The 24578-nt window shown below is 33.7% G+C and carries 25 protein-coding genes; 21 read left to right on the top strand and 4 right to left on the bottom strand.

The window, feature by feature from the left end:
• Positions 1-76 precede the first annotated feature (76 nt).
• A complete protein-coding gene (locus K7G76_RS04070; protein WP_223032920.1) occupies positions 77-505 on the top strand; it encodes a DUF1573 domain-containing protein in 429 nt (142 codons plus the stop codon).
• A gap of 54 nt (positions 506-559) precedes the next feature.
• On the opposite strand, the gene K7G76_RS04065 is transcribed toward K7G76_RS04070, so the two are convergent.
• Positions 560-1903 carry a PDZ domain-containing protein gene (locus tag K7G76_RS04065; RefSeq protein ID WP_223032919.1) on the bottom strand — a complete coding sequence of 448 codons (1344 nt, stop codon included), beginning with the start codon at positions 1901-1903 and terminating at the stop codon, positions 560-562.
• A gap of 120 nt (positions 1904-2023) precedes the next feature.
• On the opposite strand from K7G76_RS04065, the gene K7G76_RS04060 reads away from it, so the two are divergent.
• The 11 genes from K7G76_RS04060 (at position 2024) to K7G76_RS04010 (ending at position 12551) form a co-directional block, all read left to right on the top strand.
• Positions 2024-3214, top strand: coding sequence for a pyridoxal phosphate-dependent aminotransferase (locus K7G76_RS04060; protein ID WP_223032918.1), 1191 nt, complete (start codon positions 2024-2026; stop codon positions 3212-3214).
• Complete coding sequence (gene murB, locus K7G76_RS04055) at positions 3214-4224, top strand: UDP-N-acetylmuramate dehydrogenase (RefSeq protein ID WP_223032917.1); 1011 nt, start codon at positions 3214-3216, stop codon at positions 4222-4224. Before K7G76_RS04060 ends, murB begins: the two co-directional genes overlap by 1 nt.
• A gap of 56 nt (positions 4225-4280) precedes the next feature.
• Complete coding sequence (locus K7G76_RS04050) at positions 4281-4814, top strand: RNA polymerase sigma factor (RefSeq protein WP_223032916.1); 534 nt, start codon at positions 4281-4283, stop codon at positions 4812-4814.
• 8 nt (positions 4815-4822) lie between these two features.
• Complete coding sequence (locus K7G76_RS04045) at positions 4823-5620, top strand: anti-sigma factor (RefSeq protein WP_223032915.1); 798 nt, start codon at positions 4823-4825, stop codon at positions 5618-5620.
• A gap of 102 nt (positions 5621-5722) precedes the next feature.
• Positions 5723-5926: a membrane or secreted protein gene (locus K7G76_RS04040; protein WP_223032914.1), complete on the top strand. Its 204-nt coding sequence runs from the start codon at positions 5723-5725 to the stop codon at positions 5924-5926.
• Positions 5927-5931: 5 nt separating this feature from the next.
• Complete coding sequence (locus K7G76_RS04035; protein ID WP_223032913.1) at positions 5932-7044, top strand: glycosyltransferase; 1113 nt, start codon at positions 5932-5934, stop codon at positions 7042-7044.
• Entirely contained in the window at positions 7035-7583 is a 549-nt protein-coding gene (locus K7G76_RS04030; RefSeq protein WP_223032912.1) for an RNA polymerase sigma factor, read from the top strand. Before K7G76_RS04035 ends, K7G76_RS04030 begins: the two co-directional genes overlap by 10 nt.
• A gap of 9 nt (positions 7584-7592) precedes the next feature.
• Positions 7593-8330, top strand: coding sequence for a glycosyltransferase family 2 protein (locus K7G76_RS04025; protein WP_223032911.1), 738 nt, complete (start codon positions 7593-7595; stop codon positions 8328-8330).
• 63 nt (positions 8331-8393) lie between these two features.
• Complete coding sequence (gene lipA / locus K7G76_RS04020) at positions 8394-9272, top strand: lipoyl synthase (RefSeq protein ID WP_223032910.1); 879 nt, start codon at positions 8394-8396, stop codon at positions 9270-9272.
• Positions 9272-10288 carry a type I glyceraldehyde-3-phosphate dehydrogenase gene (gene gap / locus K7G76_RS04015; protein WP_223032909.1) on the top strand — a complete coding sequence of 339 codons (1017 nt, stop codon included), beginning with the start codon at positions 9272-9274 and terminating at the stop codon, positions 10286-10288. The genes lipA and gap overlap by 1 nt, the downstream gene beginning before the upstream one ends.
• Positions 10289-10373: 85 nt before the next feature.
• Positions 10374-12551 (top strand): tetratricopeptide repeat-containing hybrid sensor histidine kinase/response regulator, encoded by a 2178-nt coding sequence (locus K7G76_RS04010; RefSeq protein ID WP_255572919.1) that lies wholly within the window; start codon positions 10374-10376, stop codon positions 12549-12551.
• Here K7G76_RS04010 and lpxK read toward each other — a convergent pair.
• Complete coding sequence (gene lpxK / locus K7G76_RS04005; protein WP_223032907.1) at positions 12548-13552, bottom strand: tetraacyldisaccharide 4'-kinase; 1005 nt, start codon at positions 13550-13552, stop codon at positions 12548-12550. The two genes, K7G76_RS04010 and lpxK, sit on opposite strands and share 4 nt — an antisense overlap.
• A 131-nt stretch (positions 13553-13683) precedes the next feature.
• On the opposite strand from lpxK, the gene K7G76_RS04000 reads away from it, so the two are divergent.
• The 3 genes from K7G76_RS04000 to msrA all read left to right on the top strand — a co-directional run bounded on the left by K7G76_RS04000 (position 13684) and on the right by msrA (position 16346).
• Positions 13684-14778 (top strand): Nif3-like dinuclear metal center hexameric protein, encoded by a 1095-nt coding sequence (locus K7G76_RS04000; protein ID WP_223032906.1) that lies wholly within the window; start codon positions 13684-13686, stop codon positions 14776-14778.
• Between the two features lie 3 nt (positions 14779-14781).
• A complete protein-coding gene (locus tag K7G76_RS03995; protein ID WP_223032905.1) occupies positions 14782-15561 on the top strand; it encodes a zinc ribbon domain-containing protein in 780 nt (259 codons plus the stop codon).
• A gap of 125 nt (positions 15562-15686) precedes the next feature.
• Positions 15687-16346, top strand: a complete 660-nt coding sequence (gene msrA, locus K7G76_RS03990; protein ID WP_223032904.1) for a peptide-methionine (S)-S-oxide reductase MsrA — start codon at positions 15687-15689, stop codon at positions 16344-16346.
• Between the two features lie 743 nt (positions 16347-17089).
• Here msrA and K7G76_RS03985 read toward each other — a convergent pair.
• A complete protein-coding gene (locus K7G76_RS03985; RefSeq protein ID WP_223032903.1) occupies positions 17090-17890 on the bottom strand; it encodes a class I SAM-dependent methyltransferase in 801 nt (266 codons plus the stop codon).
• A 57-nt stretch (positions 17891-17947) separates the two neighbouring features.
• On the opposite strand from K7G76_RS03985, the gene K7G76_RS03980 reads away from it, so the two are divergent.
• Positions 17948-18616 (top strand): hypothetical protein, encoded by a 669-nt coding sequence (locus K7G76_RS03980; protein ID WP_223032902.1) that lies wholly within the window; start codon positions 17948-17950, stop codon positions 18614-18616.
• Between the two features lie 109 nt (positions 18617-18725).
• Here the strand turns inward: K7G76_RS03980 and K7G76_RS03975 are convergent, their stop codons facing one another.
• Positions 18726-19145 carry a (4Fe-4S)-binding protein gene (locus K7G76_RS03975; RefSeq protein ID WP_223032901.1) on the bottom strand — a complete coding sequence of 140 codons (420 nt, stop codon included), beginning with the start codon at positions 19143-19145 and terminating at the stop codon, positions 18726-18728.
• Between the two features lie 112 nt (positions 19146-19257).
• Here K7G76_RS03975 and kynU point away from each other — a divergent pair, with 112 nt between their 5' ends.
• Genes kynU through K7G76_RS03950 form a run of 5 tightly spaced genes read left to right on the top strand, consistent with a single transcriptional unit; the run spans position 19258 to position 24576 of the window.
• Positions 19258-20529, top strand: a complete 1272-nt coding sequence (gene kynU, locus K7G76_RS03970; RefSeq protein WP_223032900.1) for a kynureninase — start codon at positions 19258-19260, stop codon at positions 20527-20529.
• Positions 20522-21919, top strand: coding sequence for an FAD-dependent oxidoreductase (locus K7G76_RS03965; RefSeq protein WP_223032899.1), 1398 nt, complete (start codon positions 20522-20524; stop codon positions 21917-21919). The genes kynU and K7G76_RS03965 overlap by 8 nt, the downstream gene beginning before the upstream one ends.
• 52 nt (positions 21920-21971) lie before the next feature.
• A complete protein-coding gene (locus tag K7G76_RS03960) occupies positions 21972-22379 on the top strand; it encodes a RidA family protein (protein ID WP_223032898.1) in 408 nt (135 codons plus the stop codon).
• 39 nt (positions 22380-22418) lie between these two features.
• The gene (locus K7G76_RS03955; protein WP_223032897.1) at positions 22419-23132 is read left to right on the top strand and encodes a DUF6090 family protein; all 714 of its coding nucleotides are present in this window, start codon (positions 22419-22421) and stop codon (positions 23130-23132) included.
• Positions 23133-23136: 4 nt separating this feature from the next.
• The gene (locus tag K7G76_RS03950) at positions 23137-24576 is read left to right on the top strand and encodes an aldehyde dehydrogenase (protein WP_223032896.1); all 1440 of its coding nucleotides are present in this window, start codon (positions 23137-23139) and stop codon (positions 24574-24576) included.
• Positions 24577-24578: the final 2 nt, after the last annotated feature.

Genomic DNA, 24578 nt, shown 5'->3' with positions numbered 1-24578 from the left:
GCATGCATTACGTCTAATAATTTTGCACAATGAATAAAAAGTAAGTATGTTTACAAACGATTTAAATAGAAATATTATGAAACAGCTAATCACATTATTATTTATCGGTTTAATTGGGTTTTCAGTGAATGCTCAAGATAAAGTTGCTAAAATTGAATTTAAAGCAACTACGGTAGATTATGGAACAATTGAAAAAGGTGCTGATGGTGTAAGAACTTTTGAATTCACAAATACTGGTGATGCACCGTTAATTATCTCTAAAGTAACTTCAAGTTGCGGTTGTACAGTTCCTAAAAAACCTGACGGGCCAATTGCTCCAGGTGAAACAGGTGAAATACAAGTAAAATACGACACAAATAGAGTTAACCCTATTAGAAAAACAATAACTGTTATTTCTAATGCTGACACACCTACTGTAGCACTTAAAATTAAAGGTGAAGTAATTGACCCTAGTAAAACAAGTGTTCTCGAAAAGAAAAAAGATAAAAGTGTTATGGAAAAATAACACCTTTATAAAATCTAAATAAAAAACCTTGAGCATTTACTCAAGGTTTTTTATTTAGATTAAGTCTATAAGTTTGAATTGATATTCGTATAAGCGTCCATTCCTATCAACCAATACCTTCATTCGCTTTCCGCTTTTCCCATTAAGCATTTCAATAACTTCTTGTAAACTATAATCTTTTATATCTTTGTTATTAACTTTTAAAATGATATCTCCCAACAGCATACCTGCATTTTTGGCTGGACTATTATCTCTTAATTTCGCTATTTGAAAAGCAGGTCTTACATCAAACCTATAATCTTGATCAGTATTACTAACAGAAACAAATTCAGTAACATCCTTGGCAAATGTTAATCTCCCATTATTTAAGTTGTAATAGTAATCTTTTACAACCCTAATACCTCTTTGTTCTAAATCGATTCCACTTTTATTATAGGTGAATTCACTTTTAAAATTGCTGTTTTTCTTAAGAATCAAGGTTTGGTCCTTATAATTAAAAATTAGATTAAAGCGACGAAGAATTTCAGCTCCAATAGTCCCATTCCTGTCATTGTTTTGTTTTAAAATTTCAATTGAAGATCCTTCAGGAAAAGCCACTAGAGAATTACTTAATTTAAATTGTTGAATAGAGAGCGCTTCAACTCGAGAGCGTTTACCGTATAAACTTCCACTTAAACCATAACCCAAAAAATCGTCTATGTATTTTTGGGTTGAAACAATATCCTGCGACTCATCTTCGAAAAGCCACAGTGCGTCGCTTGCTCCAGTATCTAATAAAACATGAATAGGTATGCGCTGGTCGGCAATAGCAACAGATGCTTTAATATGGGGCTTACCATTTCGCAACGTTAGACCTACCTGCTCGCATTTCTTACAAATACGCTCTTTATAATTCTCATGTTTGATGAGTTTAAGATATTTTGAATGGTAATTTATTTCTACAACAAAATCTTTAAATAAATCGTAACCAATAATACCATGAATGGGAATACCTAATTTGGGCGAATAATCCAGCCCAGTATTAAAAGCAGCAAAAATTGTATGGTTAAAACTTATGGCGTCGCCTATTTTAATCTTGTTTCTTTTAGACTTTATAGCTTCAACCATTTGACCATCACCCAAACCTTTTAAAAAAATTGAAGAAACGTTGCTCTCATTTAACACTTCATCTCCCTCACTCGCATTAAACAAAATAGGCTTGCTAACTCCTGAATCTAAAATAAACGACAATTCCACATCATTAATTTCGACAGGAATTATAATTAGGTTATTAATTAATTGGAACTGTATTTTATCCGACCCTGATCGATTTTTAAGCTCAAAAGTTCCTGTTTGGGCAACAGCAGTCTGACCCAAAAACACACAAAAAAATAACATGACAAAAGCTAAACGCTTCATGACTTTGATTATAAGGTAGTTAAAATATACAAAAATTATCAATAACAAAGGTAATTCAGGAGGTATTTAACTATTAATTTCATTAAAATTTCAGAACTTTGCGACTAAATTTTTCAGACCATGCCAGATATTTCGAAAAAAGGGGCTTCAATGCCACAATCGCCAATTAGAAAGTTAGTACCTTATGCTGAAGCAGCTTACAAACAAGGAAAAACAGTTTACCACTTAAATATTGGTCAACCAGATATAAAAACTCCAGAATTAGCGTTAGATGCTGTAAAAGTTAATTCTTTAGATATTTTGGCTTATACCAGATCCGAAGGTTCTGATGAGTACCGCTCAAAAATTGCCAATTACTATAAAAACCATGACATTGATGTAACAAAAGACAATATAATTGTCACTACAGGAGGTAGTGAGGCTTTAATGTTTGCTTTTGGTTCCATAATGGATATTGATGATGAAATAATAATTCCAGAGCCTTTTTATGCCAATTATAATGGTTTTTCAACAGCTTCGGACGTTCGTATTGTTCCTGTGATTTCTAAAATCGAGAACAACTTTGCATTGCCGCCTATCGAGGAGTTTGAATCATTAATTACACCACGCACCAAAGCCATTTTAATATGTAATCCTGGAAATCCTACAGGATATTTATATTCTAAAGAAGAAATTAGAAAATTAGCAGAAATTGTTAAAAAACATGATCTGTTTTTAATTGCAGACGAGGTTTATCGCGAATTTGCTTATGATGGCGCCGAACACTATTCCATTCTTCAAGAAAATGATATAAAAGAGCATGCCATTGTAATTGATTCTGTCTCCAAACGTTATAGCATGTGTGGTGCTCGTATTGGATGCCTAGTGTCTAGAAATGAGGAAGTTATCGCTACCGCATTAAAATTTGCCCAAGCGCGTTTAAGTCCACCAACATTAGCTCAAATCGCTAGTGAAGCTGCTTTACAAACTCCGCAAAGTTATTTTGACGAAGTAATTTCGGAATATGTCTCTAGAAGAGATTTATTAATTTCTGAACTTGAAAAAATTGAAGGTGTTAAAGTAGCCAAACCAAAAGGTGCTTTTTACTGTATTGTAGAACTACCTATTAAAAGTTCAGATGATTTTGCTCAATGGTTATTAGAAAGTTTTGATATAGGTAACGAAACTGTTATGGTAGCTCCTGCAGCTGGGTTCTATTCAACACCTGGTGTAGGATTAAACCAAATTCGTATTGCATATGTTTTAAACAAAGACAGTCTAAAAAAAGCCGTAAATATTATTAAAGAAGCTTTAAAAGTTTATAAAGATTAGTGACTGTACTTCAAGACATATCACTTAAAAATTACAATACTTTTGGCATAGATTGTTTGGCCAAACATTTTATTTCCGTAAACAGTATCGGTTCTTTAAAGACCGTTTTAAAAAAAGACACTTTCAGCAATTATTTGTTTCTAGGTGGCGGGAGCAACATGCTACTTACCAAAGACATTGATGCTCTTGTAATACATTTAAATCTCAAAGGCATTTCTGTGGTTTCTGAAAGTGAAAGCCATGTATTAGTACAAGTTAATGCAGGTGAAAATTGGCATAATTTTGTGTTATGGTGTCTTGAAAATAATTACGGTGGAATTGAAAATCTTTCTCTTATTCCTGGCAATGTTGGCACAGCTCCTATTCAAAACATTGGAGCATATGGTGTAGAATTAAAAGATGTTATGGAATCTTGTGAAGTTTTAAACACCAATACTTTAGAACTAGAGACTTTTGAAAATGACGATTGTCTATTTGAATACAGAAATTCTATTTTCAAGAAACAGAAAGGTAAATATGTTGTTTGCAAAGTTACGTTTAAACTAACAAAAAATAAGCACAAGCTACATACGGATTATGGTGCAATTTCGGAACAACTAAAGATCATGAATGTTGAAAACCCAACTATTCATGATGTTTCGAAAGCTGTAATCTCAATTAGGCAAAGTAAACTGCCAGATCCAAAAAATATTGGTAACAGCGGAAGTTTTTTTAAAAATCCCGTAATTTCAATACAGCAATACAAAGCATTACAGATAAACTTCCCTGATATACCGGGCTATGCGGTTTCAGAACATGAAGTAAAAGTTCCTGCTGGTTGGTTAATTGAAAAAGCAGGTTTTAAAGGTAAGCGTTTTGGAGATTACGGAGTCCATAAAAAACAGGCACTAGTTTTAGTTAATTATGGTAATGCAAAAGGTCATGATATTCTAAAATTGGCAGAATTAATTCAATCAACCATTAATCGAATTTTTGGAATTACTATTGAAGCAGAAGTAAATATTCTTTAGTTTTAAACGAAATATATAACTTTAACGTTATTACAACTAACCTAATTAACACGAGTTTGAGTAAACCTATAGAAATTGAAATTGTAACCCTTTTAGAAAAAGGAGACAAAAGAGCCATTTCACTACTCTATGAAAATTATGCAGATGCTCTATTTGGCGTAATTTCAAAAGTTATAACAGACCCAGAAATGGCGCAGGATGCACTACAGGAAACCTTTATAAAAGTGTGGAAAAAGGCAAAAACATATGACCCTAATAAAGCTAAATTATTTACTTGGTTATATCGTATTGCATACAACACATCCATAGACAAAGTACGTTCTTCTTCAAATAAAACAAAGAAGGAAGTCCAAATACAAGATTCTAACGTATATAAGTTAACATCGGATGGTTTAAATCAGGATGTCATGGACATCAAAAAACATTTAAACACGTTAGATGACAAATATCAAATCGTGATTCAAGCCCTCTTTTTTGAAGGCATGACACAACAAGAAGCTAGTGATGAATTAGAAATTCCACTAGGAACTATAAAATCGAGATTAAAAATAGGACTACGTGAATTAAAAAAGATTTACGACCCTCAATAAATACAGTCATGAATGAAGAAATAACTACATTTTTAAATTCTGGCCTTTTAGAAAAGTATCTAATAGGTGAAACCACTGCAAGTGAAACTGATATGGTTGAAAATTTAATTGTCAACAATGCAGCGGTTAAAACAGCTTATGATGTTTTGCAAGACAACCTGGAAGTCGTTTCTAAACTGAATGCCAAAGAAGCTCCTCAAGATGCTCTAAATAATATTTTAGACGCACTTGATGAAAAACCCGTAATATCTATCTCAAAGATCAATAAACGTAAAACTTGGTACAAATATAGTATTGCGGCTAGTGTTGCAGCCTTTTTGTTTGCTAGCACATCTTATTTGTTTTATGTTCAAAATCAAAAATTGAGTCATGAAAACCAAGTTGTTGTTGATGAAATTTTTGATTTAAGAAGTGATATTGAAAATAATAACAAAATGCTTTCGGATATTATGAAGCAATTTAAACAGCTTAATAATCCTGAAACACGGAAATACATTATTAACGGTAATAGTAGAGCTAAAAATCTGAAAACGGTTGCCTATATTAACCCTAAAGAAAAAAAGTCTATGATTGATGTAGTTTCTCTACCTCAATTACCAGAAGACCAATGTTACCAAATTTGGGCAGAAGTGGAAGACAAAATGGTAAATTTAGGGATTTTAAAAGAAACCGACAGACAACTTAAAGAAATTCCTTACACTGAAGATGCTTTAGCTTTAAGCATTACAATTGAGCCTAAGGGTGTAAATCCAAAAGCTTCAAAAGAAAATGCTGTAGCTGAAATAGCGCTTCACAACATAAAATAAAAACAATTATTTAAAGTACCACAAACAGCCTTGCTTTCATAAACGCAAGGCTGTTTTTATTTCCAAAGTGTATGGAATTCACTAACTTTGCAAAAAAAATACATGAAACTTCTATTAATTACATTAGCTTTATTAGGATTAGGCGTTGCAGGAATAGCAATAAAAATATGGGCTAAAAAAGACGGTAAATTTGCCGGTACTTGCGCGAGCCAAAACCCTATGCTAAATCAAGAAGGTGAAGCTTGTGGTTTTTGCGGTAAAACACCTGATCAATTTAAAGATTGTAACGAACCTCAACATTCTTAATTTTAATGCTGATTCTTGAATTAGTTTTCTATGCATTTATTGCCATAGTTTGCATTCAGGTAATTTATTACATCATATTTTTTTCGCAATTCAAGGATTCGTCTTCGTTAAACACAGCAATAGAATCCTTACCAATATCTGTTATTATTTGCGCTAAAAATGAAGCCGGGAATTTAAAAGCTTTTTTGCCTTCTGTAATAAATCAAAACTATCCTAATTTTCAAATAGTCCTGATTAATGATGCTTCGTATGATAACACACTAGAAGTCATGGAAGAATTTGCGTTGAAACACACCAATATTAAAATTGTAAACGTAAAAAACAATGAAGCCTTTTGGGCCAATAAAAAATACGCATTAACATTAGGTATTAAAGCAGCTAAATACAACCACCTTTTATTTACAGATGCTGATTGCAAACCTGTTTCAGAGCATTGGATTGCAGAAATGAGTACCTGTTTTAGCAAAAAAAAGTCAATAATTTTAGGATATGGTGGCTATAGAAAAGTTAAAAATTCACTGCTAAACAAGTTAATTCGATTCGAAACCGTTCTTACAGCCATACAGTATGTTTCCTATACAAATCTTGGAATACCTTATATGGGTGTAGGGCGAAATTTAGCTTACACAAAAGAAAAATTCTTTGAAGCAAATGGATTTATGCAGCACATGCATATTCGCTCTGGGGACGATGATTTGTTTGTCAACCAAGTTGCCAATTTCAATAACGCAACCATATGCTTGAAACATAATAGTTTTACTGAATCTTTACCAAAAAAAACTCTTTCGTCTTGGTTGACACAAAAAAAGCGCCACATAACTACAGCTAGTCACTATAAATCTACGCACAAGTTTCTACTCGGGCTCTATTTCATATCTCAATTCTTGTTTGTCACTTTGGCTCTTTTACTTTTAATTTTTCAATTTCAGTGGAAATTAGTTTTAGGGTTAATAGCTCTACGACTTGTAATGCAGACTATTACCTATTTTAAAGCAACCCAAAAACTTAATGAGCAAGATATTATTCCCTTTGTTCCTTTTTTGGAGCTTTTTTTAATTGCAGTTCAATTGTCTATATTTATATCCAATCTTATCTCAAAACCCAAACATTGGAAATAGAAGAAGCTATAAAACAAGCCAAGCTAAACAATCAAAAAGCCTTTAATTATTTGGTTGAAACCTTTTGGGATGATGTTTACGGCTTTCAATTAAAGCGCATTGGAAATGAAAACGATGCCGAGGACATAACCATACAAGCCTTTTCTAAAGCTTTTGATAAAATTGACAGCTATAACAGCGACTACAAATTTAAAACTTGGCTAATTACTATTTCAAAAAATATACATATTGATTTAGTAAGAAAAGAAAAAAACACATTTTCCAAAAAATTAAGCAGTACAGACGACGAAGATTACTTTGATGTTGTTGATGATTCTCCTTCTCCTGAAGACAAACTAATAACCGACCAAAACCTAGCCAAACTATTACGAGACATAAAAAAACTCAAGCCACACTATCAAGAAGTCATTAACTTAAGGTACTTTCAAGAATTAAGTTATAAAGAGATTGCCGAGCAACTGGACGAACCTATGACCAATGTAAAAGTTAAGTTATTACGGGCTAAAAAATTATTGGCGGAAATCATTCAGAAAAAATAATAGTATATCATGAAAATAAGTGCTTTCATTTTATGCTATAATGAATCATTAATGATTAGGCATACCCTAAATTACTATTCTAAATTTTGTTCTGAAATAACAATTTTGAACAATAACAGTAGTGACAATTCAATTGAAATAGTACAAAATGAATATCCTAATGTTAAAATTGAAAATTTTGGAATTGAAAACTCATTTAGAGAAGACACTCAAACAGAACTAAAAAATAATTGTTGGAAAGATAGTGATGCTGATTATGTTATAGTTTGTGACATGGATGAATTTCTATATGCTGAAGATTTAGAAAGCAAATTAAACTTATTAGATAAATATAGACCCGCTATAGGCAGCGTTATTGGCTATGAAATGTTTTCTAAAAAATTCCCAAAAAACTATAACGTATCTTTATTAGATCAAGTTAAATACGGCATAAGAAGCTATCGTTTTGATAAGTCAGTAATTTTTAATCCAAAAAAGGTTAAAAATATTAATTATGATTATGGCGCCCATACTTGTTTGCCTGATTTCTATGATAAAAGGGCAGAAGATATTTTAATTGAATTCAAACTTCTCCATTTTAAGTATTTAAGCAAAAAATATTTATATCGTAAACATTTAAAATATACAAATAGATTAAGCAAAATAAATATTATTAATGAATGGGGATCAGAATATAGAGAAGGTAAAAAACACATAGATAATAAATTTAAAATTGCTAAAAAACATATCTTCAAGATTATCCCATAAATTGGTCTTCTAACAATACATTACAACTTAACTTTGTATCTTTGCATGGCAAATTAAGAGCGAATGAAAACAGAAGTAGACTCTAATATATTACCAGGTCGCGCACCAAAACCCAAATGGTTGCGCGTAAAACTACCAACTGGTAAAAAATATACTGAATTACGTGGTTTAGTAGACAAATACAAGCTTAATACCATATGCACATCTGGAAGCTGTCCGAATATGGGAGAATGCTGGGGAGAAGGCACAGCCACGTTTATGATATTAGGCAATATATGCACTCGATCTTGTGGTTTTTGTGGTGTAAAAACAGGTAGACCAGAAACGGTTGATTGGGATGAGCCAGAAAAGGTTGCGCGTTCTATAAAAATCATGAAAATCAAACATGCTGTATTAACTAGCGTTGATCGAGACGACCTTAAAGACATGGGAAGCATAATGTGGGCAGAGACCGTAAAAGCTGTTCGCAGAATGAACCCTGAAACTACTTTAGAAACACTCATACCTGATTTTCAGGGCATAGAACGCCATATAGACCGAATAATTAATGTTGCCCCAGAAGTTGTTTCGCACAATATAGAAACCGTTAGGCGCTTAACACGCGAAGTTCGTATTCAAGCTAAATATGATAGAAGTCTAAGTGTTTTAAACTATTTAAAACAACAAGGCCAAAGGCGTACCAAATCTGGTATTATGCTTGGCTTAGGTGAAACACGGGAAGAAGTTATCGCTACGCTTCACGATCTTAAAGATAACAATGTGGACGTGGTTACTATAGGACAATATCTTCAACCTAGTAAAAAACACTTACCCGTAAAACGCTTTATTATGCCTGATGAGTTTGAAGAATACAAACAAATTGGCTTAGATTTAGGTTTCAGGCATGTAGAAAGTAGTGCTTTAGTACGATCATCTTACAAAGCACAAAAACACATTAATTAATGGTACGCGTTGGCATTAATGGATTTGGTCGAATTGGTAGGCGTATTTTTAGACTACTCGACAAAAATCTAGACATTCAAGTTGTAGCGGTTAACGATTTGGCAGATACCAAAACTTTAAGCCATTTGTTAAAGTACGATAGTATTCATGGTATTTTCGCCGGCAGTATATCTCACGATCAATCTCATATTATTGTTGACAATAGATCAATTTCATTTTCGCATCACAATCACCCTAAAGATATTAACTGGAAAACTCATGATGTTGATTTTGTTATTGAATGTACAGGAAAATTTAAAACAACAGAAACACTTCAGAATCACATAAAAAATGGTGCTTCTAAAGTAATTTTAAGTGTTCCTCCTATTGACGATTCTATAAAAACAATAGTATTAGGCATTAATGACAATAACATTACAGGTGAGGAACTTATACTATCAAATGCATCGTGCACGACCAATAATGCTGCCCCTATGATTGATATTATAAATAAACTTTGTGGTGTAAAACAAGCATATATTACCACAGTACATTCCTATACTACAGACCAAAGTTTACATGACCAGCCTCATCGGGATTTACGTCGAGCAAGAGCAGCAGGTCAATCCATCGTGCCTACTACAACAGGAGCTGCAAAAGCCCTAACTAAAATATTCCCAAATTTATCAAATGTTATTGGCGGATGTGGTATTCGTGTTCCTGTAGCCAATGGATCCTTAACCGATATTACCTTTAATGTTGAAAGGGCAACAACAATTGAGCATATCAATAATGCCTTTAAAGACGCATCAGAAGGCTATTTAAAAAATATTCTTGCCTACACTGAAGACCCTATAGTTTCAATAGATATAGTGGGAAATCCACATTCTTGCATTTTCGATTCGCAAATGACTTCAGTTATTGGAAATATGGTAAAAATTATTGGTTGGTACGATAACGAAACGGGCTATTCACAAAGAATTATTGATTTAATTTGCAATTTATCGATAAAAATGTCACTTTTATCGAATAAATAATTATATTTGTCGATAATAGTGAAGAATAAAAATGTCCCAGATTCATAAATATATATGTGCTATTATATTTTTGATTAGCTACTCTATGTCTGCACAAACCGATATTAGTGAAGACGAAGAGACTATTCAAATTAATATTGATTATCGTATTAATCAAGCGCAGAATGACATTGAAAACTACGATTATTTTGAAGCTCAAAAAAAGCTTGAAGATGCTTTAGTACTTGCTGAAAAAATTGGCAACAAGCAAAGCATTGGTCTTATCTATTCAAAAATTGGAAAACTTCAATATATCATTGAAGAACCTGATGAAGCACTAGTTTATTTATTTAAAGCAAACGAGATACAACGTATTGCAAAAGATGACGTTAATAGGGCTGAAACCTATAAGATTCTAGGTAATGTTTATAACAGCAAAAAAGATTATCAGCAAGCTTTAGATTATTACACCTCATCAAAAACGCTTTTTGAGCAAGAAGGTTTGAACGACTTCGTTGCCGAAGTTTTACTCAACGAGGGTAAAACCTTAATTCAATTAGAAGATTTTAAAAAAGCTAATCAACAATTAGAAAAGTCCATCTCATTGGCTACACGGTACGATTTGAATAAAATATTGAGTAGCGCCATGATTCATAACGGGTTAGCTTTGGCCAAATTAGGCAATATGGAAAGCGGCTTAAAGTTTGCCAATGATGGTATCGTGATGGCTAAAAACAATGCCTTTAATACGGTTTTAAGTAATGGTTATTTAATTTTAAGCGATTTAAATCAACTTGCAGAAAATTACAAACTAGCTAATGATTATCTTAAAAAACATATTAGTCTTTCAGATTCTTTATTAACGGTTAAACGTGAGAATTTATCACCCGAAAAGCGTATTCAAGTATTATTAGACAATCAAACAGAGTTCCAAAAAGAACAAGCCGCTAATCTTGAAGAAGAAATTGAAGCCAATAGCCTTAATCAACTAACAACCATTTTAAGTATTGCCTTAATTACAATTCTGTCTTTACTAACGTTATCGCTTTACAAAAACAATAATATTAGGCTTAAAACCAATAATATGCTTCATAAGAAAAATGGCGAACTTATTATAGCGAAGGAAAAAGCCGAATTAGCTTCAAAAACAAAGGCTAACTTTTTATCTACCGTAACCCATGAGTTACGAACACCTCTGTATGCTGTTACAGGACTTACAAACATGCTTTTGGATGAAGACCCAAAGCCACATCAGATACAGCATCTAAAATCCTTGAAATTTTCTGGTGATTACCTACTAACGTTCATAAATGACATTCTACAAATCAATAAAATTGAAGCCAACAAAGTAGATGTTGAACCAGAGGTATTTAATTTAAAGAAGAAAATCACTAATGTTATTGCAGCTTTAAACAATTCTGCATTAGACAATAACATTCAGATACATTTTGAGTTTGATAAAGGCCTACCAGAGAACTATCATGCTGACCAACTTAAAATTTCGCAAATTTTAATAAACCTTATTGGTAACTCCATTAAGTTTACTAAAGACGGTGATATTTGGGTAAGAGTATACAAGCTACAACAAGACAACGACATATTTAATGTTCGTTTTGAAATTGAAGATAACGGTATAGGTATTAGCAAAGAAAAACAAGAAATGTTGTTCGAAAGCTTTGCGCAGGGCTCTATTCAAATTAACCGTAAATATGGTGGTACAGGTTTAGGGCTATCTATCGTTAAAGGCTTAATTGAAATATTAAAAGGAAAAATATATCTTAAAAGTGAATTGGGCAAAGGCTCTACATTTACATTCGAATTGCCTCTAAAATATTCAGAATCTGCCGCAGAAAAACCTAAAAAGGTTGAATACTTCAAAAACGTTGATGAATTGGATTTAAAGAACATCAAGATTTTAGTGGTTGAAGACAACAAAATCAATCAAATGATTACCAAGAAGATTCTGAATAAAATGGGACTTCAGTGTGATATTGTTGATAATGGTGAAGCTGCTGTTGATAATGCCAAAACTATTCAGTATGATGTTATTCTAATGGATATCCACATGCCAGGAATTAGCGGATTGGAAGCCACTAAAATCATCAGAACATTCAATAAGGACATAACTATTTTTGCCTTGACAGCTGTAACTCTTGAAGACAAAATGCATGAGTTTGACGAAGCTGGATTTACTGATATTATTTCAAAACCATTCAAACAAGAAGATTTCGAAAAGAAACTGTACAATGCCTTAATTGACGGCAAAAAGAAGTCAACTGCTTAACTTGCTATAAAATCCATTATTTGCTTATTAAAATCATCTGCTTGATCTATTTGAATTGTGATAGGCAAGTAGAACAATTTTTGTTTTAATGTTGGATGCATTTTCAAACGCATAAAATCTTTTTCGGTAGTTAAAATACAATCTAGCTTTTCAAACTCTTCAATTTCGGTTGCAGTGAAATGATGATGATCACCAAATTTCAAATGTTCAAATGTCATTTTCAAACGCTCTAAATAATCAACCAATGGTTGTGGATTGGCAATTCCGGTAATCAAAGTAAAATCTTTTAAATCCGTCAACATGCTCTCTTCAGTTTCCGAATATACTTTATATGAATACTCAATCGAACTAAAATAGAGTTTTTGATGCGGTAAAGGATTGAGCTTATTTCGTATCTGTTGCTTTTGGGTTTCAGATAAATCTGGCGGACATTTTGTTACTACTATCACTTGTGCTCGTTTTGCTCCAGATCGTGGTTCACGTAAGTTGCCTGTTGGCAAAACAATATCATTGGCATATAATTTTCCATAACTGGTTAAAAGCACATAAAAACCAGCTTTTACTTTTCGGTGTTGATAGGCGTCATCCAAAATAATAACTTCAGGTTGGCTTTCTTGTAAACGCAGTGTTGCTATACCATTTTGCCTATCTTCACATACAGCAATTTGTACGTCTTCATTAAATTTATTGTAAAACTGAAACGGCTCATCACCAATACTATCAGCTGTAGCCTCATCATTTGCCAATAGAAAACCTTTTGTTTTTCTACCATAACCTCTACTTAACGTGGCAACTTTTCTATCATTTTTCATTAATCGAATAAGGTATTCCACCATAGGGGTTTTTCCCGTTCCACCTGTACTTAAATTACCAACCGCTATTAGTGGAAAATCGTATGATTTCGAAGTATACATTCCAACATCATAAAGCCGATTACGCAACCAGGTTACTAAAAAGTATATGGGAACAATAGGAAATAATAAAATTCGAATAAGCTTCATAAATACTTTCCAATTCGGTTTTAAAACACAAAGTAAAGACTATTTTTTTAGAACACCTTTTTAATACAAAAGGAAATTAAATGAGCCATGATAGTAAAAGTTTTATATTTGTTAGAAATACCATTCAATTTATGATAATTCAAGATGTAATAAATCATCTGGAAGCATTGGCACCTCAAGCTTACGCTGAAGATTTTGATAATACAGGTTTACTTATTGGCGATTCCCAAAACAATATAACAGGTGTTCTCGTCACTTTAGATACCCTAGAAACAGTTGTAGATGAAGCTATAGAACATAACTGTAATCTTATTGTGAGTTTCCACCCCATAATCTTTAAAGGCTTAAAAAAAATAACAGGGGAAAATTATGTTGAGCGTGTGGTCCTAAAAGCCATTAAGCATAACATTAGCATCTATGCCATTCATACGGCTTTAGATAATGCCAAATTAGGCGTAAATAATATTATTTGCGAACAATTGGGCTTGATTAACCGTCAGGTTTTAATTCCACAATCGCAGACCATAAAAAAACTAACAACCTATGCGCCTATCTCTGAAGCTGCCGCTTTACGCCAAGCTCTTTTTGATGCAGGAGCAGGAAGTATTGGCAACTATAATGAGTGTAGTTTTAATGTTGATGGCACAGGGACCTACAAAGGTAATGAAGCATCCAACCCTACTAAAGGCAAAAAATTGGAGCAACATCAAGAACCTGAAACACAAATTTCGGTAACATTTGCCAAACATGTTGAATCTCAAGTTTTAAAAGCACTGTTTAAAAATCATTCCTATGAAGAGGTCGCCTATGAAGTTGTTACCCTTGAAAACACAAATCAAAATATAGGCATGGGAATGATTGGTGATTTGGAAAGCAGCCTATCTGAAAAGGATTTTCTTCAACTTTTAAAAACTCAAATGAAAACAACGTGTATTAGACATTCCAAATTACTTGACAAGCCCATTAAAAGAGTAGCCGTTCTGGGCGGTTCTGGAAGCTTTGCAATACAAGCTGCCAAACAATCGGGAGCCGATATTTTTGTGACAGCCGATTTAAAATATCACGACTTTTTTCAAGCCGAAAACAACATAATTTTGGCAGATATTGGTCATTATGAAAGTGAGCAATTCACAAAAAACTTTTTAGTAGCATATCTTACAAAAAAAATTACTAATTTTGCAGTCGTTTTATCAAGGATAAATACCAATCCTGTTAAGTATTTTTAAAGTATGGCAAAAAAGAAAGAAGTAACTGTAGAAGAGCGCTTAAGAGCATTATACGATTTACAACTCATTGATTCTAGAATTGATGAAATTAGAAACGTTCGCGGAGAACTTCCATTAGAAGTGCGTGATTTAGAAGATGAAGTTGCTGGTTTAAATACAAGATTAGAAAAATTAGAGGACAGTTTAGAGGTTATCAATAACGATATCAGCTCTAAAAAGAATCTTATTGAAGAGGCAAAAGCCTTAATCAAGAAATACAACGAGCAACAAAAAAATGTTCGTAACAATCGTGAGTTTAACTCGATTTCAAAAGAAATTGAATATCAAGAATTAGAAATTCAATTGGCAGAAAAGAATATTAACGAGTATAAAGCTCAAATCGAGCAGAAAAAAGAAGTTATTGCCGAAACTAAAGATCGTTTAAAAGAACGTCAAACACACCTTAAACACAAGAAAGGTGAACTAGATGCTATTTTAGCCGAAACCGAAAAAGAAGAACAAGCTTTAATTAAGAAATCCGAAGATTACAAATCTTCTATTGAAGCACGTTTGGTTGCCGCTTACGATCGTATTCGTACCAATGTGAAGAACGGATTAGCTGTTGTACCAATAGAAAGAGGTGCTTCTGGTGGTTCTTTCTTTACTATTCCGCCACAAGTTCAAATGGAAATTGCTTCCCGCAAAAAAATTATTACTGATGAGCATAGTGGACGTATTTTAGTAGATGCCGCTTTAGCCGATGAAGAAAAAACTAAAATGGAAAAACTATTTGCAAAACTATAATCCATTTTAAATATCATATACAAACCCAGACAACCTGTCTGGGTTTTTTATTTAATATAACTTTCACAGTTTTTAGTTAAGGTTTCACGGTTTACTACGTCTATAGAAAAAAGAAAAATACAATTATGAAATCTATTCTTCCTATTTTGGTACTCACCTTACTATTCAGCTGTAACAATAACACAGCCCAAACTAACCCAAAACAACAGGCTGTGATAAACGCCAATCCTATTGAAGTCCCTATACAAAACGGTAAAGCCAAGGCTTATTTTGCCAGTGGTTGTTTTTGGTGCGTAGAAGCGGTTTACGAAAGCGTTAAAGGCGTAGACGAAGCCATTTCAGGTTATGCCGGTGGACACACCAAAAACCCAACTTACGAAGCCAGTAACACAGGCCGCACAGGTCATGCCGAAGCCGTAGAAGTTATTTACGACCCTAATAAGGTTAGTTTTTCAACCCTAGTCGATGTGTATTTTGCATCGCAAGACCCAACACAAGTTAATGGTCAAGGGCCTGACAGAGGTTCGCAATACCGTTCTATTATATTTTACCAAAACCAAGAGCAAAAAGATATTATTCTAAAAAAGAAAGCTGCTTTAGCTAAAAAACTGGGAAAACCTGTTGCTGCCGAAGTGTATCCGTTTCAAAAATTCTGGAAAGCCGAAGACTATCACCAAAACTACGAAAAGTTACATCCAGACAATCCGTACGTACAAAATGTATCCATACCACGCTTAAACCGTTTTAAACGCAACATGCCAGAGGTGTTAAAGGAGAATCATTAAATCAATTCCTGCGAAAGCAGGAATCTGTTTTAGCTATCATTCCTGGTTGTCATATTGAGCTTGTCGAAATGAAGACAGGAATTTGTTTTAGCTGTCATTCCGCAGGTGATACGGAATCCACTTTTATAATTATTTGATATTTAGAATTAAAAAACCGAAATTCGTTTGGGCTAATTAAAGAGTAATTTAGTTATTCTTAAAAGCAATAGTTTACTCAAAATAGTGATAAAAATTTGGATATAGTTTTAAATGTAATAATTGGATTTGGGATATTTACCGGTATTCTTTTATTCAATAAAACCAAACCTATTTTTTTAAAAGTTCTATTAGCTGGACTAATTATAAGTCTCATTTTTAATTTTTTTATAGAAAAAATTAAAATTAGCAGCCCTTTTTTTGTTTTTGGAATTTTCAGTTTAATTTATTCGGTGTATAGCATTTGTACTAGGAAATGGGCAAATTCAATAATTGGTTTATTTGCCTTTGTTTCAATTTTCAACATCCTTTTTGATTTACCATACTATGGAGCAGTTCAATTCTTAATGCTAATACCAATAGTGTTTTTTGTTTTTAAATGGATTTACTGGAAAGATAATATAAGTCAATTATCTATTTTGTCAGTTCTAGGCTTTTATGAATTAGTCTTGTTTTTAAAATTTATCGAAGCACTTATAGAGACATAACAAACAACCTCTTTTTCTCGCTGAAATTTTAATAACCCTACATATAGCAAACTAAACTGTCTAATTTTTCCTCGCCTTAATCTCAAAAATCAAAGGATATAATTTGTCTTTTGTAACAAACATACCAGAATCGGTTTCAATTAAATCAGGCAACACATTATAAGGGCTTTCATCGTATTCGTTTAAATAGTCAATATGCAAACCGGCTTCAGTTAAGGCATTTATCACTTCGCTTAATCCGTGGTTCCAACCGTATTCCTTACTTATCATTTTAGAATCGGTATTGGCATACGTGCCTTCGTATTCTTCGTAAATCACCTCATCTTGCATATACCCATATTTCATTACAGGCTTTCCTTCTAGATAATCAAACATCCAAACTATAGGGTGGAATTCTACCATATAAAACGTTCCTCCTGGTTTTAAACGTTCTGATATCATTTTTCCCCAAGGTTTTAAATCGGGCAACCAACCTATTACACCATAACTGGTAAAAACAATATCAAACTGTTCTTTAACATACTTTGAAGTATCCAATACATTACAGCACACAAATTCAGCATCCAATTGTAATTCCGTATTGAGTGTTTTGGCCAGTTTAATACCTTCATCACTTAAATCCACACCAACACATTGGGCTCCTAGCCTACTCCAACTTAAGGTATCCTGACCAAAATGGCATTGTAAATGCAACAATGATTTTTCGGAAACATTGCCAAAAGCTTTCAGTTCGTAAGGCATCAAGGAGTTCTTACCATTTTTAAAAGCTTCTAGATCATACATATCACTTTTAGAATGTATTTTTACTTTTTCGTTCCAAGTAGCCTTGTTGGTATCAAAATATTTATTTTCGGTATTCATATTAAACTAGAATTTGTTACTAAAATACTATAACTTCGTTCAAAATTATGACTCCCTATGAAAAAACTAATCATACTATTTGCATGTGGCTTTTTAATATTGGCTTGCAAGTCTGATAAAAAAGAAAACCAAACTAAAGAACTTATAGAATTGACTCCTGCCGAAAAAATAGCCAATCGCTATGGTTTTCAGAATTGGAATAACGTAGAGTATGTTACTTTCAGGTTTAATGTAACCAAAGACAGTAGTCATTTTCAACGCTTATGGGAATGGAACCCAAAAACCAATGATGTTGTTTTAATAACCCAAAGTGACACCCTAAAGTACAACAGAAACAAATTAGACGATACATTTATAAACGCAGACAAGGCTTTTATTAACGATAAGTACTGGTTATTGGCACCATTTAATTTAGTTTGGGATTCTGGAACCACTATTTCAGAGCCTGAAAAATCTGTTGCCCCATTAAGTAATAAGGAACTTAATAAATTAACCTTAACCTATTCCAATACGGGTGGCTATACACCTGGTGATGCCTACGACTTTTATTTTACCGATGAGTATGTCATTGAAGAATGGGTTTACAGAAAAGGTAATACTCCGCAACCTTCCATGATGACAACTTGGGAAGACAATCAGGAATTCAATGGCATTTTAATTTCAAAAAGCCATAAAAAAACAACAGACAATTGGGAATTATACTTTTCAGATGTAGAAATTAAGTAACATAAAATCCAAAAGGATATTGTTGGACGTATATATTATAAATATCCCGCAATAAGCGTCTATATATATCCAAAAACAGGCTTCCATTTTTTAATTGAAGCCTGTTTTTTTAGCCTTTAAATTCTTCTTTTACGTGAGTACCATCGCAATACGGTTTGTTTTCCGAACTACCGCACCTACAAAAAGCCGTGGTTTTATTTTTGGTTTCTTGGGAACCATCTCTGTGTGTGACTTTTAATGTGCCATAAACCAGCAAGGGACCATTTTCTAAAACTTCGATTTTAGTTTCCAAGGATTCCGAAGTTTTGTCAGTTTCATCATTCATATAATAACTCAAGGCTCCAGAAGGACATTGTTTCACTTGACTTACTAAATCGTCCGTTGAAGCGGCATCAATTTTTATCCACGGTCTGTCTTTAGGCTGAAAGACTTTAGGCAAGCCTCTTACACAAATTCCGGAATGTATGCATTTTTCGGCCTCCCAAACTATTGTGGTTTCGCCATTGGTATATTCTTTAGTTTTACCCATTTCAGATGTTTTTCTTAAAGATACAAAATACCGTTTAAAATATCTATCAGCTAGCGCTATCCTACTATCATTATAATTCTTATTTTTGTGGGAAACAGAAAAAACGCACACATTGTCCACTTATAAATTAGGCCTTGACTACGCAAAAGAGCAAGACCAATTAGATACGTTATCCGATTATAGAAATCAGTTTCACATTCCAAAAGATCAAAATGGAAACGAGCTTATTTATCTCTGCGGAAACTCATTGGGTTTACAGCCAAAAACCACAAAATCGTACATTAACCAAGAGCTTGAAGATTGGGCAAATTTAGGTGTAGAAGGTCATACCGAAGCCAAAAATCCATGGTTACCCTATCATGAATTTCTAACGGAAAGCATGGCAAAAGTGGTTGGCGCCAAACCTATTGAGGTCGTTACCATGAACACACTAACGGCCAATTTGCATTTTATGATGGTGAGTTTTTATAAACCAACCAAAGAACGTTATAAAATCATTATTGAAGCTGATGCATTTCCTTCTGATAAGTATGCGGTTGAATCGCAATTACGCCATCATGGTTTTGATGATAAGGAAGGCTTAATTCTTTGGAAAGCCCGTGAAGGCGAAGAATTGGTTCGTTATGAAGATTTAGAAGCCATTATGAATACGCATGGAGACGAAGTAGCATTAATTATGATTGGTGGTGTAAACTATTACACAGGACAATATTTCGATTTAAAACGTATTACAGAATTGGGACACAACTATGACTGTATGGTTGGGTTTGATTGTGCCCATGGTGCAGGAAATGTGGAATTAAACTTGCACGATTCTGATGCCGATTTTGCCGTTTGGTGTACTTATAAATACCTCAATTCTGGACCAGGAAGTTTGGCTGGTGCATTCGTACACGAACGCCACGCCCACAATAAGAACTTGAATCGATTTACAGGTTGGTGGAGTCACAATAAACAAACGCGTTTTAATATGCGCCATGAATTTGACCAATTACCTGGTGCTGAAGGCTGGCAGTTGAGCAATCCTCCCATTTTATCATTGGCTGCCATAAGAGCATCTTTGGATATTTTTAATGAAGTAGGTATTGAAAAACTGAATGAAAAATCAAGAAAGCTAACAGGTTATTTTGAGTTTTTATTGAAACAATTAGGTGAAGACACCATACGAATTATTACACCAGAAAACCCTGAAGAGCGCGGTTGCCAACTCTCCATTCAGGTTAAAAATGCAGATAAAAGTTTACACAACAAACTAACAGAAGCGGGTGTTATAAGTGATTGGCGTGAACCAGATGTTATTCGCTGTGCACCTGTACCATTATACAACTCATTTGAAGATGTTTATAATATGGTTGAAAAATTGAAAGTTATTTTAAATGAATAAACAACAAAACATACTCATAATAGGAGCTGGTCTTTGCGGCTCTCTCCTAGCCTTGCGGTTAGGACAACGTGGTTACAACGTTACGGTTTATGAAATGCGCCCAGATTTACGAAAAGTTGATATTTCGGCTGGTCGTTCTATAAATTTAGCTTTTTCAGATCGAGGTATTAAAGCCATGAACTTGGTTGGATTAAAAGATAAAGTCATGCCATTGTGTATACCAATGAACGGCAGAATGCTTCATGATATTGAAGGTAACACCTCTTTGGCTCCATACAGTGGTCGCGAGCATGAGTATATCAATTCCATCTCAAGAGGCGGCTTAAATGCCTTACTGCTTGATGAAGCCGAAAAACATAAGAATGTATCTATTCATTTTAATAAAAAATGTAAATCGGTTGATTTTGAAAAAACGACTGCTACATTCAAAGATTACGATACCAACAAGGAGTTTATTGAAGATGCCGATGTGATAATAGGAACCGATGGTGCTGGTTCTGCCTTACGCAAGAGTTACTATTTAGAGCGTAAGTTTTTATTCAGTTTTTCTCAAGATTATTTAACACATGGATATAAAGAATTGAGTATTCTACCCGGTGAAAACGGCAACTTTAAAACCTATAAAAACGCACTCCATATTTGGGGTCGCGAGGCCTTTATGCTTATTGCATTGCCTAATTTAGATGGTAGTTTTACCGTAACCTTATTCTTGAGCTTTGATGAAGGCGAATACAATTTCAACAATTTAACCACTAAAGAACGCGTATTGGAATTCTTTGAAAAATACTTTAAAGATGCTTTAGATTTAATGCCAAATTTGGTGGATGATTTCTTTGAAAACCCAACCTCACCGCTTGGAACTGTAAAATGTTCACCTTGGCATTACAAAGGTAACACGCTGCTGATGGGAGATGCTGCTCATGCCATTGTTCCATTTTATGGGCAAGGTATGAATGCATCATTTGAGGATGTTGTAGAATTTGATAAAGTATTAGACCAAGGATTTAACGACTGGGAAACTGTTTTTAAGGTTTATGAAAAAAACCGTAAAAAAGACACCGATGCTATTGCAGATTTGGCCATTGACAATTTTTATGAAATGAAAGGTCATGTCAACCATGCCAATTTTAGGGAGAAAAGAAATTTGGAAATGGCTTTTGAAAAAACGTTCCCAAAAGACTATAATTCAAAATATTCTTTAGTGACATTTAACGAAAACCTTGGGTATCGTGAAGCCATGTTAAGAGGCCGTGCACAGGACAAAGCTATTTTGAATTTGCTGGCAGATGGTAAATTGAATATTGAAGACGATTTAAAATCGAATTTAGAAAAAGTAAAAACTGAAACCGAAAACATTCTTGAAGACGATAGGGTTGCCGGTTTAAAATAAGGTAGTCATTTTGCACGTGATTCAGAATGACAAAAAAGGTAAAAACATTATTATGAACGAAGGAACCAAAGTAACACCAAGAGGCGCATATCCACACGTAAAAGTTGTAGGCGATTTTATATTTGTATCTGGCACGAGTTCTCGCAGATCAGATAACACCATTGCTGGTGTGGATATAATAGACGAAATGGGAACCAAAAGGCTCAATGCAGAAGTACAAACACGAGAAGTTTTAAAAAACATAGATAAGAACCTAGAAACAGTTGGAGCCTCTTTAAAAGATGTTGTTGATGTGACTTCCTTTTTGGTTAATATGAACGACTTTGCAGGATACAACAAAGCCTATGCCGAGTTTTTTGATAAAGAAAATGGGCCAACCCGAACGACTGTAGCCGTACACCAATTACCACATCCTGATTTGGTAGTCGAAATTAAAGTGATGGCCTATAAAAAGCAATAAATGATTAAATTCTTTCGCCAAATACGCAAATCTTTACTTATGGAAAGTAAAACTTCCAAATACTTCAAATATGCTATTGGCGAAATTATTCTTGTTGTTATTGGTATTTTAATTGCTTTACAAATCAATAATTGGAATGAAAGAAAAAAACTGAAGACACAAGAAAAAGAAGCCCTTGTTGAGATTATTTCTGATTTGAATATTAATGTAGTTAAGTTTAACCAAACTTTAAACGGAAAAAACCGCCTTGGAAATATTAACAACGCGCTGCACTCATTAAATGTTATAATAGAACATCTTAAATCTAAAGAAGTGTATCATGATTCTCTGGATAAGCATTTTGGCATTATGACTTTTTCTGTTAATAATATAAATTACAAAACTAGCGGCTACGAATCTCTCTCCTCAATAGGTTTAGGTCTTATAAAAAACACTAAATTACGATCAGAAATTGGTGAATACTACACTTCATCCATTGAAATTCCAAAAAGTGTTTCAATTGGATTAATTGAAGATTTCAACAACTATATGTTAGATTATATAAGAAAAGATTTTATTACAAATGACAATCGGGCTTTAGGCATATACACGCTTCATCCAAGAAATTATAATTTATTAAGAGAGAAAGGGGATTATTTGGAGTCACTAAAAGCATATTTAAGTGTATATGAGACCTATAAATATGAGATTAAAAATGCCATAGAAGCCTCTAATACTTTAAAAAACAGTATTGAAACCTATTTGAAAAATTAAAAATTTGAATATACAAAACTACATAAACGGCAATTTTCATAACCCGATTCATGATAATTGGATTGACAATTATAACCCTTCCAATGGTGAAATTTATGGGTTAATTCCAAACTCTTCTAAAGAAGATGTCGAGAATGCCTACATAGCAGCTAAATCGGCTTTCCCAAGTTGGTCGCAAACCACATTAGAAGAGCGTAGCAGAATTCTCATTAAAATATCCGAATTACTTGAAGCTAATCTGCAACGCTTTGCTAAAGCTGAAAGCCAAGATAATGGTAAACCTATTAGCCTGGCAAAAACTGTAGATATTCCTAGAGCTGCCAGTAATTTTCGGTTTTTTGGAAATGCCATTACCCAATTTTCTAGTGAAAGCCATGAGAGCGTTGGTCAACAAGCTATTAATTATACGTTGCGTCAACCTATAGGTGTCGTGGGATGTATTTCCCCATGGAATCTCCCGCTTTATTTGTTTACTTGGAAAATTGCTCCAGCTTTGGCTGCCGGAAATTGTGTGGTAGCCAAACCCAGTGAAGTAACTCCAATGACCGCTTATTTGTTAGGAGAAATCTGCAACGAAGCAGGCTTACCAAAAGGTGTGTTAAATATTGTACACGGGTTGGGAACAAGCACTGGTCAGGCTATTATTGAACATCCTGACATTAAAGCCATTTCATTTACAGGTGGTACTGCAACAGGTGCTCATATTGCCAAAGTAGCTGCTCCTATGTTTAAAAAACTGTCTTTGGAATTAGGCGGCAAAAACCCAAATATCATTTTTGCCGATTGTGATTATAACGATATGTTGGATACAACCGTTCGATCATCATTTGCCAATCAAGGGCAAATTTGTCTGTGTGGTAGTCGTATTTTTGTAGAGCTGTCCATTTACGAAAAATTTAAAACGGATTTTGTTTCACGAATAGAAGCATTAAAAGTAGGTCATCCATCTGATCCATCTACCAATATTGGCGCATTGGTATCCAAACCACATTTAGAAAAAGTATTAGACTATATCAATATTGCAAAAGAAGAAGGTGGAAATATTCTTTTTGGCGGTAATGAGGTTACTGTTAATGACTATGAAAATGGATATTATTTAGAGCCTACCGTTATTGAAGTCCCTACGGATGAATGTCGCGTTAATCAAGAAGAAATATTTGGCCCAGTTGTAACGATAATGCCATTTAACAACGAAGATGAAGTCTTGCAGATGGCAAACAAAGTAAAATATGGTTTATCTGCCACGCTATGGACTAATGACTTAAAACGTACTATGCGCATGAGCAACCAATTACAAGCTGGAATAGTTTGGGTTAACACTTGGATGATGCGGGATTTGCGAACGCCTTTTGGTGGTGTAAAAGCATCGGGTGTGGGGCGTGAAGGCGGCTTTGAAGCACTACGCTTTTTCACGGAACCAAAGAACGTTTGTATAAAATATTAAAG

It is taken from the genome of Hanstruepera marina, assembly GCF_019880635.1.
In the GTDB taxonomy this organism is placed as follows: Bacteria; Bacteroidota; Bacteroidia; order Flavobacteriales; family Flavobacteriaceae; genus Hanstruepera; species Hanstruepera marina.
Note: the sequence above shows the minus strand (reverse complement) of the source record. Positions and strands in the feature narration are given on the sequence as shown.

Excerpts from the sequence above, each read along its gene's own strand:
- K7G76_RS03975 (WP_223032901.1), bottom strand. The coding sequence starts at position 19,145 with ATGGGTAAAACTAAAGAATATACCAATGGCGAAACCACAATAGTTTGG.
- gap (WP_223032909.1), top strand. The coding sequence starts at position 9,272 with ATGGTACGCGTTGGCATTAATGGATTTGGTCGAATTGGTAGGCGTATT.
- K7G76_RS04000 (WP_223032906.1), top strand. The coding sequence starts at position 13,684 with ATGATAATTCAAGATGTAATAAATCATCTGGAAGCATTGGCACCTCAA.
- K7G76_RS03995 (WP_223032905.1), top strand. The coding sequence starts at position 14,782 with ATGGCAAAAAAGAAAGAAGTAACTGTAGAAGAGCGCTTAAGAGCATTA.
- K7G76_RS04010 (WP_255572919.1), top strand. The coding sequence starts at position 10,374 with ATGTCTGCACAAACCGATATTAGTGAAGACGAAGAGACTATTCAAATT.
- K7G76_RS04065 (WP_223032919.1), bottom strand. The coding sequence starts at position 1,903 with ATGAAGCGTTTAGCTTTTGTCATGTTATTTTTTTGTGTGTTTTTGGGT.
- lpxK (WP_223032907.1), bottom strand. The coding sequence starts at position 13,552 with ATGAAGCTTATTCGAATTTTATTATTTCCTATTGTTCCCATATACTTT.
- K7G76_RS03955 (WP_223032897.1), top strand. The coding sequence starts at position 22,419 with ATGGAAAGTAAAACTTCCAAATACTTCAAATATGCTATTGGCGAAATT.
- K7G76_RS03980 (WP_223032902.1), top strand. The coding sequence starts at position 17,948 with ATGAAAAAACTAATCATACTATTTGCATGTGGCTTTTTAATATTGGCT.
- K7G76_RS04025 (WP_223032911.1), top strand. The coding sequence starts at position 7,593 with ATGAAAATAAGTGCTTTCATTTTATGCTATAATGAATCATTAATGATT.
- K7G76_RS04070 (WP_223032920.1), top strand. The coding sequence starts at position 77 with ATGAAACAGCTAATCACATTATTATTTATCGGTTTAATTGGGTTTTCA.
- K7G76_RS04035 (WP_223032913.1), top strand. The coding sequence starts at position 5,932 with ATGCTGATTCTTGAATTAGTTTTCTATGCATTTATTGCCATAGTTTGC.
- msrA (WP_223032904.1), top strand. The coding sequence starts at position 15,687 with ATGAAATCTATTCTTCCTATTTTGGTACTCACCTTACTATTCAGCTGT.
- lipA (WP_223032910.1), top strand. The coding sequence starts at position 8,394 with ATGAAAACAGAAGTAGACTCTAATATATTACCAGGTCGCGCACCAAAA.
- K7G76_RS04060 (WP_223032918.1), top strand. The coding sequence starts at position 2,024 with ATGCCAGATATTTCGAAAAAAGGGGCTTCAATGCCACAATCGCCAATT.
- K7G76_RS03965 (WP_223032899.1), top strand. The coding sequence starts at position 20,522 with ATGAATAAACAACAAAACATACTCATAATAGGAGCTGGTCTTTGCGGC.
- K7G76_RS04040 (WP_223032914.1), top strand. The coding sequence starts at position 5,723 with ATGAAACTTCTATTAATTACATTAGCTTTATTAGGATTAGGCGTTGCA.
- K7G76_RS03985 (WP_223032903.1), bottom strand. The coding sequence starts at position 17,890 with ATGAATACCGAAAATAAATATTTTGATACCAACAAGGCTACTTGGAAC.
- K7G76_RS04045 (WP_223032915.1), top strand. The coding sequence starts at position 4,823 with ATGAATGAAGAAATAACTACATTTTTAAATTCTGGCCTTTTAGAAAAG.
- K7G76_RS03960 (WP_223032898.1), top strand. The coding sequence starts at position 21,972 with ATGAACGAAGGAACCAAAGTAACACCAAGAGGCGCATATCCACACGTA.